The organism is Candidatus Nitrotoga sp. 1052, assembly GCF_927312905.1.
Taxonomy (GTDB): Bacteria; Pseudomonadota; Gammaproteobacteria; order Burkholderiales; family Gallionellaceae; genus Nitrotoga.
Genome location: NZ_CAKMHQ010000016.1, coordinates 15,339 through 31,039, shown reverse-complemented (window position 1 = coordinate 31,039; position 15,701 = coordinate 15,339). Strand labels below are relative to the sequence as shown.

Below are 15,701 nucleotides of genomic sequence, written 5' to 3'. Positions count from 1 at the left end.
CAATACTCCGCTTCGATACTTGTATTTAACACTTATAATTTTATCTACTAAGGTCCCATGTATATATTACCGAAAAATTTTACTTCGCTCCAATTCCTAATCGGGCTGGCGCTCTGTGCTTCTTCGACATCGGCGCTAGCTTTCTACCCTCCCCCCCCCTTCCCCTGCCTTCATAGTTACACGGAGTATTGGCATGACATTGCGGTATACGCCGCGAGCAATAAAATTTATGTCACGAACAAGTATGCTAAGGTTAATTGTTCGCTCAGTGACAGTAGTACTTTCGTCCCTCCAGACGTCACAGTTATCGACGGTGCGACCAACGACATGAATACTGTTAATCTTAACTGGCTAACCTCAGTTCAGGCACAGTTCATTACTGCGATAGCGGTGAATCCAGCAACAAACAAGTTTTACATGGCTAACAGCAACATTGTCTCGGTGATCGATGATGCGACCAACACTGTCAGCACCATACCGACCAACTCTGATATTAGTGCTTTGGCGGTTAACCCGGCGACGAACAAGATTTACGTGGCAAACCGTAACAGTAACAGCGTTACACTCCATGGCAGCAACAGCGTCACAGTAATCGACGGCGAGACAAATACCACCAGCACCACAATCGTTCTGCCAAATCAATCAGACTTCTCATTTATTGACCTAATGACTGTGAACTCTGTGACCAACAAGATTTATCTTAGAAATTGGATCCACGACACAGTCTCGGTGATTGATGGTGCAACAAACACTGTCAGCACTGTAACCGTAGCGCCCGGCTACGATTTTAGCGATGTGGCGATTAACCCGGTGACGAACAAGATTTATGTTTCGAAATATGCTTATGCTGATGGTCTCTCTTCCGTCATGGTCATCGACGGGGCGACCAATACCACCAGCACCGTTGCTGTGTCAGGTTACACTGAAACTTTAGCAGTGAACACGGTGACAAACAAAATTTATGTATTGCACCCTACCAACAACACTGTCACGGTCATAGATGGTGCGACCAATACCACCAGCACATTGGCGACCGGGATCACGCCACTTGCAATTGCACTGAATGGGAAGACGAACAAGATTTATGTGGCAAACTTTGACAGCAACAGCGTCACAGTAATAGACGGCGCTACCAACACCACGAACACCGTTACCGTCGGGACGCATCCAAACTCCTTGGCAGTGAACCCGGAGACCAACAAGGTTTATGTGACAAGCTACGATGATAACAACATCACAGTGATCGAAGACTACGTTGTCGAATTCTACAATACCCATCTCGACAACTACTTCATTACCGCCAGCGCAAGTGAAGCGAGTGCTATCGACGGTGGCAGTGCGGGGCCTGGTTGGATACGTACCGGCAATACGTTCAAATCTGGGGGGAGTACCGCCGTCTGCCGCTTCTATGGAAGTCAATCTCCTGGCCCGAATTCACATTTTTATGCTCTTCTCGGTGCGGAATGCGATAACCTCAAACAGTTGCAAGCAACCACGCCGGCTACAGAGAAACGATGGAATTTTGAGAGCCTGGATTTTCTTTCAACCGTGCCCATCAACAACACTTGCGCAAGCGGGCTGCTGCCGGTTTATCGAGCTTACAATAACGGATTTGCACGAGGCGTCGACAGTAATCATCGCATCAGCACTAGCCAACCCGCCATACAGGAAGTGATCAATCGGGGCTGGATAAATGAAGGTGTAGTTATGTGTGCGCCGAACTGATTGAAATTCGCCCAGCGCGCTAGAAATTAAATAACTGGTGTTACGCAGCCGGCGATAGTAATAAAAGTTACATAAAGTTACATGCCAGCCGATAACCAAATTATGTGATGTTTTTTTTATTGTGGAATCGGGAGGGCTTATGAACAAGTACGTTGTAGCTATTATAATTTTTTTCAGTATTTCAGGCGCAGCACATGGCTGTGGGCTTGCACCAAAAATGGCTCAGGGTATAGTTCAAGGGCTTGATTCGTCTCAGCAGCAGCAACAATATCAGCGACAGCAATATCAGCTACAGCAGCAGCAGCAATATCAGCAGGGAATGCTGTTGCTGCTGATATTGCAGCAGCAACAGCATTAGCAACAACTGATGCATGATAACTGCTGCAAGTGAACTATAAACCGCGCCGTGCAACAACAGTGTTTGCGACACACTCTGCTATGTTCTCAAGGATTCTGATTCTTGTCTGCATCTTTACCTTCAGTGGCACATGCCAGTCAGCGGAAAATTATTAGTATCCGAAGGCGTCAGACAGTTGCGCTTCCTTCTTAGTCGATGCAAACGCTTATGGCTCTAAAACATTAGATTATCCCAAGCTTCTATGGCTTGACAAGGCGGTTTCCAAATTGAAACGAACTTCCTTGCCGCACTCAACTCAATCCGCATAAGGAATAAGGAAAAATACCTTCCTCCTAATGAAATAGTGGACTCGATAGTCTTCATCGTCGTTCTGAGTAAGTATTGCAATAGTCATAGAACGGATGCAAGCTTCGCTGATTCAGCTTGATACCACCTGGGCGTTAAAAAACCCGCCAGAGCTATACGCCATGCGGGTTTGAGAGATTATTTGAGACGGTTAAAACATGCTACTGGCGGAAGCTGTGAGATTCGAACTCACGGAACATTGCTGTTCGGCAGTTTTCAAGACTGCTGGTTTAAACCACTCACCCAAGCTTCCAAGTTTGAATACATCACTAGGGATGCGACTGTGTTACAGCATAACTAAACAAGTCATGTTGAAGTTGCGCACATCCAAAGTGGGCGCATGATACCCGAAATCCCTTACTAATTTAAAGTCACTTTTCAACTATTACACATTAATCAACACAACCATTGCAACTTTCGCCCTGCTTCGATACTCTTACACATGTTGTTAAACACACCCTCTGGAGAAAATACCATGCAATACCAAACCATTTCGCAGCCAGGTACGTTAGGGCTGGTACAAAATAAAGTCCTGCGCAACACCTACATGATGCTGGCTCTCACCATGGTTCCTACCATCATGGGCGCATTTATCGGCCTATCCACTAATTTCTCGTTCATGGCACAGAACCCCATCATGGCTCCGCTGCTGATGTTCGCCGTGATGATGGGTATGCTGTTCGCTGTCTCTGCATTGCGCAACAGCGTGTGGGGCATCGCCATGCTGCTGGGCTTCACTTTTGTCGCGGGTGTTTTCCTTGGGCCAATTCTGCAACATGCACTTCATCTGCGCAATGGCGCCCAACTTGTGGGCATGGCTGCTGGCGGAACCGGACTGATTTTCTTTAGCTTGGCGACCATCGCTACCGTTACCAAAAAAGATTTCAGCTTTATGGGAAAATTTCTGTTCATTGGCTTGGTCCTGCTGGTAGTCGCTTCACTGGCCAATATCTTTTTTGCCATTCCAGCTTTGTCGCTGACTATCTCAGCTATCGCCGTGCTGCTCTTCTCGGCTTACATTCTTTACGACATCAGCCAAATCATACATGGCGGAGAGACTAACTATGTAATGGCAACCATGTCCTTGTACTTGAATATTTATAATATTTTCGTCAACCTGCTAAGCCTGCTAATGGCCTTTAGTGGTGAACGCGACTAAATCCGAATAAAGTAAGCTAGAGAAGGCGGCGCAAGCCGCCTTTTTTTATTTTAAATTTCCGTTGCCATCATTGTTCAAGCTGTTAATTATGCGGCCGTTTATTTAGATATCGCTTCACTTCACCCACATCTAAAGGGCACCTCTAAAAATTCAGATTTCGTCACAATACTTTGTTGCTCACAAAAAATGTTTCCTTACATATCAATTATATGCTGCGTCAACATTTTTTATTCGCGCCTAGTCTTGTTTAGAAATCTAAATTTTTAGAGGTGCCCTAAAGCAATGGAGCAGCCGTCATTTAACGGCTATCAAAGCCATCAGCTCACTTTCGCTAAATCCCGCCGCCCGTCTTGCTTCAATATTGAAAGGCCCGCGCAGCGTCGGTGCCTTGTAAATTTCTGCAAGTAAAGCATAGGTCGCAACAGGCTCGAGGCCGCGTGTCTCGCAAACCCAGTTAAACCAGCGATTGCCAATCAAAACGTGGCCAATCTCATCTGCAAGAATGATGTCGATAATTTCAGCTGCCGCAATATCTCCCGCTTGCGCAAGCTTGGCTCGCAGAGGCGGGGAGGCATCCAGGCCGCGCGCTTCCATAGTGCGCGGAACCAGTGCCATGCGGGCGAGGATATCATCGGTAGTTTTTTCGACCATATCCCAAAGACCGTTGTGCGCTGTAAAGTCGCCGTAGGCATAACCTTTCGTACCCAGATGGGCAGAAAGCAGAGAGAAATGTCGAGCTTCTTCTGCTGCGACCTTTAGCCAGTCAATATAATATTCGCGCGGCATTTCCGGGAAACGCCAGATAGCATCCAGGGCCAGGTTGATAGCATTAAATTCAATATGTGTCAGCGCATGAATCAGCGCAGCGCGGCCTTCTTCAGTGCGCATAGACCTGCGTGGCACTGACAGGTGTGAAACCAGCTCAGGAAGTAGCGGATGACCGGGGATGTGTTGCAGCGTTGTCAGGGAAGCATCGACCTCCAGGCCAATTTCGCCTTTTTTCCACGCTTGAGCCAGGGCGATTACTCCAGCGAATTTCAGAATAGGATCCGGCTCTGCCAACCAATGAAGCGCTGCCAAGCGGAGTTCTTTAGGAACATCAAGAAGCATGTGCTATGCCTGCGTCTTTTCAAACAGCGCGATGGACTCGACATGAGAGGTGTGCGGAAACATGTTCATCACGCCTGCGGCTTTTAGTACATAACCCTTCTGATGCACTAATATCTCGGCATCACGCGCCAGCGTTGCGGGGTTGCATGAAACATACACGATGCGACCCGGCGCATCTGTACCCAGCGCCTTGACCAGTTCAAACGCGCCGTCGCGTGGCGGGTCAATTAGCATTTTGTCGAAATGGCCTAACTGCGCCAATGCCGCTTCGTCTATCTCAAACAAATTCATCGCGCTGAATTGGGTGTTGCTCGCCAAGCCATTAAACGCGGCATTCTGCGCGGCACGCTGCACCAGCGCCGCGCTGCCTTCGATGCCCACTACCTGAGCACCATTGCGCGCAATAGGCAGTGTGAAGTTGCCCAGTCCGCAGAATAAATCAGCGATGCGTTCATTCGGTTGAGGATTGAGTAAACGCATGGCACGGCTTACCATGACGCGATTCATATCCGCATTGACTTGGGTAAACTCAGTCGGTGCAAACGGCATGGTAATCCCGAACTCTGGCAGGCTGTATGTCAGCGGCGGTGCGTCCAGCGGGTAAAACGGCACTGCAGTTTCCGGCCCTTTTGTTTGCAGCCAAAACTGTACCGCATAGGTATCGGCGAACTGTTTGATTGCCTCTTCGTCAGCCGGCGAAAGCGCCTGTAAAATGCGCAGCACCAGCACGTCCACATGTTCGCCGACTGCCACTTCGATTTGCGGCAACGCATCGCGAGTGGTAAAGCTTTCATTCAACTGCCCCAACAGCGGCAATAGCTTGGCAATTTTAGGTGTCAGGATTTCACAATGCTGCATGTCCGCCACATAGCCGCCACGCTTTTCGCGAAAGCCTACCAGCGTCTTGCCCTTCTTCAATACATGGCGTACCGAAAGCCGCGCTCGCTGTCGGTAGCCCCACGACTGCCCGTAGATCGGCAGCAAAATAGTCTGAGCCTTGACCTTGCCGATGTGCCACAGATTGTCTTCCAGAATGCGCTGCTTGGCGGCAACCTGTGCACGTGCATCCATATGCTGCATGGAACACCCTCCGCACACGCCGAAATGCTTGCATTTCGGCTGGACGCGCATGAAAGTAGGCTTAATAACTTGGCCGAGCTGCGCTATCTCGAAGCTGTTTTTTTTACGATATGACGAATAGGTGACGCGCTCACCCGTCAGCGCACCTTCGATAAAAATTACTTTACCATCCGCATGCGCAATGCCGCGCCCTTCGTAGTCAAGCGATTCAACAACAACGCTGTTTGCGTGTACGGGTTTATCAGTCATCTCACTCCGCAATTTTAAAAAATTTAGTTTCCAGCATGACACCAATTCGTCCCAGGCACATGTTTATAAAAATAAAGCTCAATAGCACGCCAGCACCGTTTGCCAGCATGTCGGCATAATCAAAAACTCGGTAAGCAGTCATGCGCTGCAAATATTCTATTCCGACACCCAAGGCGACCAGCAGCCCCGCTACAAGAATACGGGACGCCCGTTGTTGATAAACCTGACAAAACCATAGCATCAGAAAACTGTATGCCAGTGCGTGCTCCAGCTTGTCAGCATTTAAAAAATGCATCGGTTCTGGTGGATGAGGTGTGAGAGAAAGATACATGATCGTGGCAACCCATACCGCCCCCAGCGCAAGCCAGATCCGACGAAGCTTGTACATGGTTATGTCTTTACGATTGGCCAAGCAGCGAGATATTCCATCCAGTGCGATTCGGGGGATTTGCTCAAGGTACTGCGCACCAATTCACATTCCTGCTCATAACGAGCATGTGTGAATTGACCACGCATCAACTGGAAGCGCGCATAGACCAAATAAGTATTTACTACATCGGTCTCACAGTAATTGCGGATTTCATTCAGCTTGCCCTGCTGATAAGCACTCCATACCTTGCTACCGTCCATACCCAGTTTGCCGGGAAAACCGATTAGCTTGGCCAGATCATCCAGCGGGGCGTTGGCGCGGCCTGTATACAATGCAAGCAAATCCATCAAATCAAGATGTCGAGAATGATAGCGGCTGATGTAGTTATTCCATTTAAAATCCTTGTCATCCTCTCCCATATCCCAATAGCATGCGCACTGAACACCATGAATCAGGCCACGATAGTGCAGCACGGGTAGGTCAAAGCCACCGCCGTTCCATGACACTAATTGCGGAGTATATTTGTCGATGCCATCAAAGAAACGTTGAATGAGGGCGCTCTCGTCGTCTTCCAGCCCTCCCAGCGACCACACGCGGAAATTGTCGCCCTCGCGCAACGCACAGGAAATGGCCACCACGCGATGCAGATGATGTTGCAAGAAATCACTGCCTGTCTTCTGGCGACGCATCTGAAAGGCCATCTCCGCCACATCCCCATCGCTTACCTGTGCATCAAGTCCATACAGGGTACGAAGCCCGGCAACGTCGGGAATAGTTTCGATATCAAAAACAAGAACAGGGGTCATCAACACCGATGGAATCGTAAAGTTGGAATGAATGAAAACATTAAAAAACTCCTCTAGAATTATAAAATAAGCGAGTATTTACGAGGCAAATTGTCTTCCCAGCTGCTCATCCTACTAGTAGATCGTTCCGTTAAAACAATTACAAATAATCCGTTCGGACTGAGCTTGTCGAAGGCCGGTATTGGCGCGGGACTAGCGGTTCGACAAGCTCTCCGCGAACGGTAATGGTTTTGCTGGAACGCACCACGAGCGAGTGACGGAACTATCAGTTTCGCTAGCTCTTGACAGTTACTTTTTTGACCAACCGCCGCCGCTCTGTACCCACCAACCCGCTTGGGCACGCTGTATCCAGCGTTGTGCAAATGTATTGCGGATATCACCTTCCCACTCGGGATGTGCGTTAGCGCGCGCAATCTCGGCATACAACGCCTTACGGTCCTGATTCTCCGCTGCAACCAGCCCATTGACCTTCTGACGTGCGGCCAGTGGAACAGCATTGGCATCGCGTAAGGCAACCATACCATCAGAAGTTAGCCCGACCGCGCCGCTGGCATAGAACTCTGCCAACTGTGTATGGCGCGTCTGCATTGACTGCTTCAACGCAACAACGCCGGGAGTATTAATTTCGATGTTTACCTGTGCCGATGCAGCGGCAGAAACACACAGTACAAACAGCGCAAAACAAAACTTAATTAAGTTATTCATATTGCTTTCTCCTTTTTAATTTCAGGTGCAACAGACGGGGATTTATCAGATTTCGGGGCCGTAGCAGATTTCTCGGTTTGCCAAACTTCGTCGATTATCTTGTCAGCTGCCTTTTCTGCTGCTGCGGCGGGAAAATAAATGTTGATAGTAACGCAGGCACTCAGTGCCATGCCTGCCAAAGGTAGTACGGTCCAAATTTTTTTCATCGTGCCCTCCTTTATTTGATCACTGCCTTCCTATTGTCCTCCAATACCCGTTTCAAGCGAGTTATCAACTCACTCCAGCCTACTTTGCGATTGTAGCCGATCACAGTGATGGCGGGAATGCCACCACCTTTTACTATCGTATAAGCGTTGCCATTGTCTTCCACCCCCGCCATCATGCAAATGTCATTGTGCAGCGCACAACTCAGCCCGATGCGTTCATAACCGAAGTTCTCAAAAATGCGCAGAAAACTACGCTGCAAGGCAGCGACCCCGCCTGCTCCGCCCAGCGAAGAAATATTTTCTACTGCCTTTTGGCTGATTCTCTTGCGATATTTTCCAGGACTGCTTGCCAGCTTGGCATCAAAACGCACCGGAAGCCAGCTCACCAGTTCGAAATTGTTCACTCCCAGGTCAATACGCCCCTGAATATTGCCGAAAGAAAACGTGCGCGTGAGGAGGTCAAGATCCAGTTCGCGCATGTCCAAATTACCCGACAGGCGAGGTGCGCGACCGAAGGGATCAAACAGCTCCAAGTGATTTGCCAGCACCGTGCCATCAAATACTCGAAACAATAGGGTGCCATCCACCTTGAGCAGTTTGTCTTGATAGCTCACCTTGGGAATAGAGCCAGACAGCGAGCCATGCATCTCAGGCCAATGCAATGCGGTACTGAGCTTCTGCATGGAAATCGATGTCAGCGTGCTGGAAAATTTCCACTGCCACATATCATTCACGCTATGCATGCGGAAATCGCTCACTTCCAACTTGCCGTCAAGTATGGGCAGTGTGGCGGTTGGCAGAATGAAATCATTCCCGCGCATCTGTATTTGCCATTGCGTTGCGCCCAGCGGCAATCCCATCAATTCGCCGTCGGCAAAAGCCACATGCGCCACATTCTGCAATTGGGCGTGCCACGGAATGTCCGCATTAATACCGTGTAGGGCAAATCGTTTCTCGCCATCCACTACAGCTACATCGCGAAGCTTAATCAGTAATGCTTGGGTGGCGCCATTGCGATATTGCCAGTCCACATCAACGAGCCCTTTCAGCTCTGCCGCCGACAAAGCGCTCTTTTCCAGAAATGGTTTGGCGTAATCGGCAAAGCCATTCGCCAGCGACAGATTCATTCCAACCAAACGGCCTTCCAATAAGCTGCTCTTCTTAACATCCCACAGTGCGTTCAGCTCAACCTTGCCTACCCCCGGCAGACTAGCCACAGCCTGCGTCACTTTCAGTTGTGCACCGTCCCACTGACCAGAGGCCCGAAGCGTATGCCCGCCGCGCAAATATAACGGTTGCCAGAACAGTTCACCACCCAACCAATCAAGCGCCCCACGCCAATCCCATTTTTGGCCTGTGCGAGTAGCATCTACATGCAGCTTGCCTGTCAATTTTTCGGCGGCATGCAAACCGCTCGCATCCGCAGCAGCTAAATCGGCCAACTGCAGATCAACATTGATTTGGCTTACCCCCGCTTTATCGCCATGTACCACCAAGGTGCCATTCAGAGCGCCCTGTGTAGGCAGTGGCCAATCCGGTGAAAGCAAGCCTGCCAAGCGCTTACCTTGTGCATTGCGTAGTAGTGCTGTGGCGCGCCACGGCTGCGCGCGGAAATCAGCGCTTACCTGCCACAACTCATTAGCTTTAGCGGCAAGCCGCAATTCCAACCGTTGCGAGGCAAACTCGTAACTAAACGTGAATGGCAAGTCTGGAATCGCATCCAGCTTACCTTTATGGCATGTCACGCGAACTGAGCTGAGCAAAAATTCCGCACAGTGCACGTGTACCTTGCGCCATATTTTTTCCGCCATATGCAATTCGTCTATGCTAAATTCTGCCGAACCCTCTTGCGCCAATACCACTTTAATTCCGCGTGCGGTAAAGCTCGGTGCTGCAACGTCTGCCACGTTTAATGTAATTTGCACGGCATAGAGCGGCGCAGACAAAAATAACAGACAAAAACTCAACAAGCCGGATAGGCTGCAACTTAGCAGGCGGATTATGGTATAAATAATTGTCTTGTTTAACATATGGCAGCTCAATTCCATGATACCAAACCATGCTTCATTTCTGCTAAACTGGTTTTAACAACTATGATGCCGACATGAGATTTTTTCCCGCACTATTCCTGTTCTGCTTGTTTGCCCTGCAACCCGCCTGGGGTGAAAATATTTCACTAAAGATTGGCAAACACAGTATTCATGCCGAAATCGCCAACACCCCGCAAAGCCGCAAACAGGGACTTATGCAGCGCGGTCGTCTATGCGCAAATTGCGGCATGTTATTTATCTTTGAAAAAGCTGACAGGTATAGCTTCTGGATGAAGAATACGCCACTGCCGTTAAGCATCGCCTTCATCGCCGCCGATGGCTCCATTCTCAACATTGAGGAAATGCAGCCTAACACCACAGATACCCACCACGCCCAAAGCGATGCATTGTATGCGCTAGAAATGAATAGCGGCTGGTTTACCCGGAATGGCATCAAGCGAGGAATAACGGTTCAAGGATTAATGCAGGCTCCCACAGGGCAATAACCTTTTTGAACTGCCATAAAAAATCCCGGCGAGTCCCGGGATTTTTTATTTCGCTCAAGCTTTAAAAATTACGCGTAATTCTTCGCTACGAAATCCCAGTTAACCAAGCCCCAGAAACTTTCGACATACTTGGCGCGGGCGTTGCGGTAATCAATATAGTAGGCGTGTTCCCACACGTCACAGGTCAATAACGGCTTGTCAGTGCCGGACAAGGGTGTAGCGGCATTGCTGGTGTTAACGATGTCCAGCGAGCCATCGGCCTTCTTCACCAGCCATGTCCAGCCAGAGCCAAAGTTACCCACGCAAGAAGCCGAAAATGCTTTTTTAAAATCTTCGAAACCGCCCCATTTCTTGTTAATACCATCTGCCAGAGCTCCGGTCGGTACACCGCCACCGTTAGGCTTCATGCCATTCCAGTAAAAGGTATGGTTCCACACTTGGGCGGCATTATTGAAAATGCCGCCACTAGATTTTTTGACAATCTCTTCCAGCGTGGCGTTCTCAAATTCAGTGCCTTTGATCAAGTTATTGAGATTGGTCACATAGGTTTGGTGATGTTTGCCATAGTGATATTCCAAAGTTTCCTTGGAAATGTGCGGCGCAAGTGCATCCATCGCATAAGGTAGTGCAGGTAAAGTATGTTCCATCTAGTTCTCCTCAATTTATGTTTCAAGTGGTTTAAAATTACAGCCGAATAACAGACGAATAACAGCCCTTGGGGGCAATCGACATCACAATAAAGGCTAGTTGGGTTTCACCCATTCTTGCCAACAAAACTCACCGACTAATCGGTTTATATCGAATTCGCTTCGGCTTCGCACCTTCCTCACCCAAACGCCTCCTTTTATCCGCTTCGTATTCCTGATAGTTGCCATCGAAAAATGTGACCTGCGAGTTGCCTTCAAAGGCGAGGATATGAGTCGCTATGCGATCCAAGAACCAGCGATCATGCGAGATAACTAGCACGCAACCGGCGAATTCCAGCAGCGCATCTTCAAGCGCACGCAGAGTTTCCACATCGAGGTCGTTGGAGGGTTCATCCAGCAGCAGGACATTGCCGCCCGAGATAAGGGTTTTCGCCAAGTGCAGACGTCCACGTTCGCCACCTGAAAGATTACCGACCAGCTTCTGCTGATCTGCGCCCTTGAAGTTAAAGCGGCCGATGTATGCGCGCGATGGCGTCTCAAACTTGCCCACGGTAAGGATGTCATTACCGCCGGAAATAACATCGAACACGGTCTTATCGCTCTCCAGCGCATCGCGCGATTGATCCACATGCGAAATCTTGACTGTTGATCCAATTTTTATTTCGCCAGAATCCGGCTTTTCTTTCCCAGTCAGCATGCGGAACAGCGTCGACTTACCCGCGCCGTTGGGTCCAATAATACCGACGATAGCGCCGGGCGGAATCTTGAAGCTGAGATTGTCAATCAGCAGTCGGTCGCCATAAGCTTTAGAAACATTGTTAAACTCTATTACTTCATTACCCAGCCTGTCGGCCACGGGAATAAAGATTTCCTGGGTCTCATTGCGCTTCTGATATTCCTGGGAATTTAACTCTTCAAAGCGGGCGATACGCGCCTTTGATTTTGCCTGCCGTCCCTTTGGATTCTGGCGCACCCATTCCAGCTCCTTGCTCAGCGCCTTCTGGCGCGCGGACTCAGAGGATTCTTCTTGCTTGAGCCTGGCTCCTTTCTGTTCCAGCCAACTTGAATAGTTTCCCTTCCACGGAATACCGTGGCCACGATCGAGTTCCAAAATCCACTCGGCGGCATTGTCAAGGAAGTAGCGATCATGTGTTACCGCCACCACGGTGCCAGGAAAGCGCAAAAGAAATTGCTCCAGCCATTCTACCGACTCAGCATCCAAATGGTTGGTCGGCTCATCCAGCAGCAACATGTCCGGCTTGGACAGCAGCAACTTGCACAACGCAACGCGACGCTTCTCGCCACCAGAAAGATTCTTGATAACGGCATCCCATTCGGGCAGACGCAATGCATCGGCGGCAATTTCCATTTGTTGATCCGCATTTCCGTCACTGGCAGCGATGATGGCTTCGAGTCGCGCCTGCTCGGCGGCCAACGCGTCAAAGTCGGCATCAGGATCAGCATAGGCGGCATACACCTCATCCAATGTTTTCTGCGCACTGAACACCTCGCCCAGCCCTTCCTGCACTGCTTCACGCACGGTCTGCTCCGGGTTAAGTTGTGGCTCTTGCGGCAGATAGCCGATATTCAAGTTCGGCATCGGAATGGCTTCGCCTTCGAAATCCTTGTCCACTCCAGCCATGATCTTCAGCACGGTGGATTTGCCCGAGCCATTCAGTCCAAGCAGGCCAATCTTTGCACCAGGGAAGAAACTGAGGGAAATATCCTTAAGAATTTGGCGCTTGGGCGGTACGACCTTGCCCACGCGGTTCATGGTAAAAACATATTGGGCCATATTGTCTGTTTTGTATCGAATTATTGATTAGGTTTGTAAGCTTACCCCAAGGCACAAAATTTTGGGAGTAGGAGTATGTTAAGTAACGAAAAGATAAAGACAAATATGAGTCTCCCCGAACCGAATATCTGAGATTGAGGAACGGCTGATTTCGGGGCATTGGTAAAGCGATCTCATCAAGGACACAGCGGTCGAAACTTTGATTGAGCGCACTACGCTGAAATGCAGGACTGGCGCGGCCTTTTTTTAAAAGGCAGCTGAGTTCGGTTGCGTGAAAACTGAACGCCATCCATGAAAGTCACTCGGTTTCAGGCACCCCGCGCAGTTATTCACGCCAGATACTTTCGACTTCACGCAGCATCATGCTGCGCTTTTTGCACTTGGAGCTTGGAATTGCCGTGCTAATCATATCCAAATAATCAAAACTACCACTGCCAGAATTAATCCTCCTTTGATCACGTAATATAGAGATCGATTCCATGCTTTCAGTTTTCGACGGTACTGGCCTGCCAACCAAATAAAACGGAACATTTTGTTAATGCCGCCGGTTTGATCCCCGGTTTCATTGGGCGAGCTTGCTGCGGTCATGATTGTTCTGCCTAACCATTTGTTAATCACTTGTGCCCAGCGGTAGCGCATCGGACGCTCAATGTCGCAAAACAAGATAATACGATTGGTGTCGCATCCATTTTGCGCCCAATGAATAAAGGTTTCATCAAAGACAACGGCCTGCCCATCTCGCCAACTATAGCGCTGACCATCGACTTCTATAAAGCAGCGATCATCATTGGGCGTCACCAAACCAAGGTGATAGCGCAGTGATCCCGCGAAAGGATCGCGATGCTCATTGAGTTTTCCGCCTGGCGCCAATTCCGCAAACATGGCGGCTTTCACGCACGGAATAGCGCGCAACAATGCAACTGTTTTTGGGCAATAGTATTCAGCTGACGGATGGCTGGCGTCATACCATTTTAAATAAAAGCGTTTCCATCCATTTTTAAAAAACGAATTAAAACCTGCATCATCATTTTTTTGCGCAGCTTTGATCTTTTCCAACGCTTGCAGATTAAGAGCTTCATCTCTGATTATTTCCCAATTCTCTTCCAGCAATTTCAGGCCACGGAAGTTGCTGACAGAAAAAAAGGCAGTGTAAGGAACCCCCGAAAACAGGTACATAAACAGGTTCATCGGAGCCACGATGGATGAGTGATCGAATAACTGACGAAACAAAGGAAGACGGACCTTACCCCGAAAATGCACGGTAAAAATTGATATCAAATAAATCGAAATCACTGCCCATTTCATAACAACCCCTCCATTTACTGCCTCTCAAAGAGAAATTTTATTTTGATCGCCCGCTAATTCGGCATCAATTTTGAAAAAATACATTTAAGATATTGACTCTTTATCTTCTTCTTTCGACAAAGAAAAGAGATCCCATGTAGCAATGAAGGTTGCTGCAATCACCGGACCGATGATGAAACCATTCAGGCCAAAAAGAGCCATGCCGCCAAGCGTTGAAATAAGTACTACGTAGTCTGGCATTTGTGTGTCCTTACCGACGAGTATAGGCCGAAGAATGTTATCAATCAGTCCGATCACAAGCACGCCAAATGCGATCAGGATTACACCGCTCCAAGTTTCACCTGTGACGAGAAAATAAATTGCGACCGGCACCCAAATTAATGCTGCACCAATTGCAGGCAAAAGCGAAAGAAATGCCATCAGAACGCCCCATAATAACGGTCCCTGAATATCAAGAATCCAGAAGATTACACCACCTAACGCACCTTGCATCGCGGCCACAGCGATGTTGCCTTTTACCGTCGCACGAAGGACCGTGATGAACTTGCTGAACAAATACCGTTTATGCTCCATACTTAATGGGATTGCTTGCCTGATCCGCCCGGACAAACCGGAACCTTCACGTAGCAGGAAGAACAGCAAATACAGCATGATGCCAAAACTGATGATGAACTCAAAAGTACTTTGACCAATAGTGAAAGCCTGAGTTGCAATATATTTACTGCCTTCCATCACGCCGACAGATAATTTTTCCTGCAACGCGGAAATGTTTCCGAATCCGAAACGATCCAGTAGATCGACCATCCATCGCGGCAAAGCATTAATGATCTGCTGAAAATACGTGCCGAAATGCAGCTCTCCCGACTGAAGCTTTTGATAAAGACTGATTCCCTCCTGCACTAGTGAAGCGGTAATAAACGTCAGCGGAAGAATTACGATAACCAGACAAAGCACCAGAGTGGCGAGCGCAGCCAGATTCCGCCTGCCGCGCGTTACAACGAGCAAACGGCGATAGAGCGGCGCGAACAATATGGCAAGGACGGTACCCCAAAAAACTGCACCGAAAAAGGGCCATACGATCCAGCCGAATGCAATGGAGACTACGGTTAACAGGAGTAGAAATACTTTTTTCTGAAATTCTGAAGAATTCATATGTAATTCTAGAAACCAGGTAAATGGCTTTCATTGTTTAGCAATCTTAATATTACCTGAACTTAGTATTGAAGGTAGATCAAGAATATATCGACAAACTATTCTCGATGTATCCCTGGCAATTTCAGGATTTTAACTGCCTTCCCCAGCAAA

The 15,701-nt window shown here is 48.7% G+C and carries 15 protein-coding genes and 1 tRNA gene; 4 read left to right on the top strand and 12 right to left on the bottom strand.

What is annotated here, in order from left to right; translation table 11 throughout:
• The first annotated feature begins 327 nt into the window (after positions 1–327).
• Both MJ768_RS03455 and MJ768_RS03450 read left to right on the top strand, forming a co-directional pair.
• A complete protein-coding gene (locus tag MJ768_RS03455; RefSeq protein WP_239287977.1) occupies positions 328–1,725 on the top strand; it encodes a YncE family protein in 1,398 nt (465 codons plus the stop codon).
• 139 nt (positions 1,726–1,864) lie between these two features.
• Positions 1,865–2,083, top strand: a complete 219-nt coding sequence (locus MJ768_RS03450) for a hypothetical protein (RefSeq protein WP_239287976.1) — start codon at positions 1,865–1,867, stop codon at positions 2,081–2,083.
• Between the two features lie 510 nt (positions 2,084–2,593).
• On the opposite strand, the gene MJ768_RS03445 is transcribed toward MJ768_RS03450, so the two are convergent.
• A tRNA-Ser gene (locus tag MJ768_RS03445) sits at positions 2,594–2,681 on the bottom strand.
• Between the two features lie 222 nt (positions 2,682–2,903).
• On the opposite strand from MJ768_RS03445, the gene MJ768_RS03440 reads away from it, so the two are divergent.
• Positions 2,904–3,587 (top strand): Bax inhibitor-1/YccA family protein, encoded by a 684-nt coding sequence (locus MJ768_RS03440; protein ID WP_239287975.1) that lies wholly within the window; start codon positions 2,904–2,906, stop codon positions 3,585–3,587.
• Between the two features lie 294 nt (positions 3,588–3,881).
• Here the strand turns inward: MJ768_RS03440 and MJ768_RS03435 are convergent, their stop codons facing one another.
• The 7 genes from MJ768_RS03435 to MJ768_RS03405 form a co-directional block, all read right to left on the bottom strand.
• Positions 3,882–4,697 (bottom strand): ferritin-like domain-containing protein, encoded by an 816-nt coding sequence (locus tag MJ768_RS03435; protein ID WP_239287974.1) that lies wholly within the window; start codon positions 4,695–4,697, stop codon positions 3,882–3,884.
• A gap of 3 nt (positions 4,698–4,700) precedes the next feature.
• A complete protein-coding gene (rlmD, locus tag MJ768_RS03430) occupies positions 4,701–6,026 on the bottom strand; it encodes a 23S rRNA (uracil(1939)-C(5))-methyltransferase RlmD (RefSeq protein ID WP_239287973.1) in 1,326 nt (441 codons plus the stop codon).
• A 1-nt stretch (position 6,027) separates the two neighbouring features.
• On the bottom strand, positions 6,028–6,414 hold the full coding sequence (locus tag MJ768_RS03425) for a VanZ family protein (RefSeq protein ID WP_239287972.1): 387 nt from the start codon (positions 6,412–6,414) through the stop codon (positions 6,028–6,030).
• Between the two features lie 2 nt (positions 6,415–6,416).
• Positions 6,417–7,202 (bottom strand): 3'-5' exonuclease, encoded by a 786-nt coding sequence (locus MJ768_RS03420; RefSeq protein WP_239287970.1) that lies wholly within the window; start codon positions 7,200–7,202, stop codon positions 6,417–6,419.
• 288 nt (positions 7,203–7,490) lie between these two features.
• Entirely contained in the window at positions 7,491–7,907 is a 417-nt protein-coding gene (locus tag MJ768_RS03415) for a YdbL family protein (RefSeq protein ID WP_239287969.1), read from the bottom strand.
• Positions 7,904–8,113 carry a hypothetical protein gene (locus tag MJ768_RS03410; protein WP_239287968.1) on the bottom strand — a complete coding sequence of 70 codons (210 nt, stop codon included), beginning with the start codon at positions 8,111–8,113 and terminating at the stop codon, positions 7,904–7,906. Before MJ768_RS03410 ends, MJ768_RS03415 begins: the two co-directional genes overlap by 4 nt.
• An 11-nt stretch (positions 8,114–8,124) precedes the next feature.
• Positions 8,125–10,143, bottom strand: a complete 2,019-nt coding sequence (locus MJ768_RS03405) for a hypothetical protein (RefSeq protein WP_239287967.1) — start codon at positions 10,141–10,143, stop codon at positions 8,125–8,127.
• Positions 10,144–10,217: 74 nt separating this feature from the next.
• Between MJ768_RS03405 and MJ768_RS03400 the strand changes: the two genes are divergently transcribed.
• The gene (locus MJ768_RS03400) at positions 10,218–10,649 is read left to right on the top strand and encodes a DUF192 domain-containing protein (RefSeq protein ID WP_239287966.1); all 432 of its coding nucleotides are present in this window, start codon (positions 10,218–10,220) and stop codon (positions 10,647–10,649) included.
• Between the two features lie 68 nt (positions 10,650–10,717).
• Here the strand turns inward: MJ768_RS03400 and sodB are convergent, their stop codons facing one another.
• The 4 genes from sodB to MJ768_RS03380 form a co-directional block, all read right to left on the bottom strand.
• Positions 10,718–11,296 carry a superoxide dismutase gene (gene sodB, locus MJ768_RS03395; protein WP_239287965.1) on the bottom strand — a complete coding sequence of 193 codons (579 nt, stop codon included), beginning with the start codon at positions 11,294–11,296 and terminating at the stop codon, positions 10,718–10,720.
• A gap of 130 nt (positions 11,297–11,426) precedes the next feature.
• The gene (gene ettA, locus MJ768_RS03390) at positions 11,427–13,091 is read right to left on the bottom strand and encodes an energy-dependent translational throttle protein EttA (RefSeq protein WP_239287964.1); all 1,665 of its coding nucleotides are present in this window, start codon (positions 13,089–13,091) and stop codon (positions 11,427–11,429) included.
• 405 nt (positions 13,092–13,496) lie between these two features.
• The gene (lpxO, locus tag MJ768_RS03385) at positions 13,497–14,396 is read right to left on the bottom strand and encodes a lipid A hydroxylase LpxO (RefSeq protein ID WP_239287963.1); all 900 of its coding nucleotides are present in this window, start codon (positions 14,394–14,396) and stop codon (positions 13,497–13,499) included.
• 84 nt (positions 14,397–14,480) lie between these two features.
• Complete coding sequence (locus tag MJ768_RS03380; RefSeq protein WP_239287962.1) at positions 14,481–15,548, bottom strand: AI-2E family transporter; 1,068 nt, start codon at positions 15,546–15,548, stop codon at positions 14,481–14,483.
• Positions 15,549–15,701 lie beyond the last annotated feature (153 nt).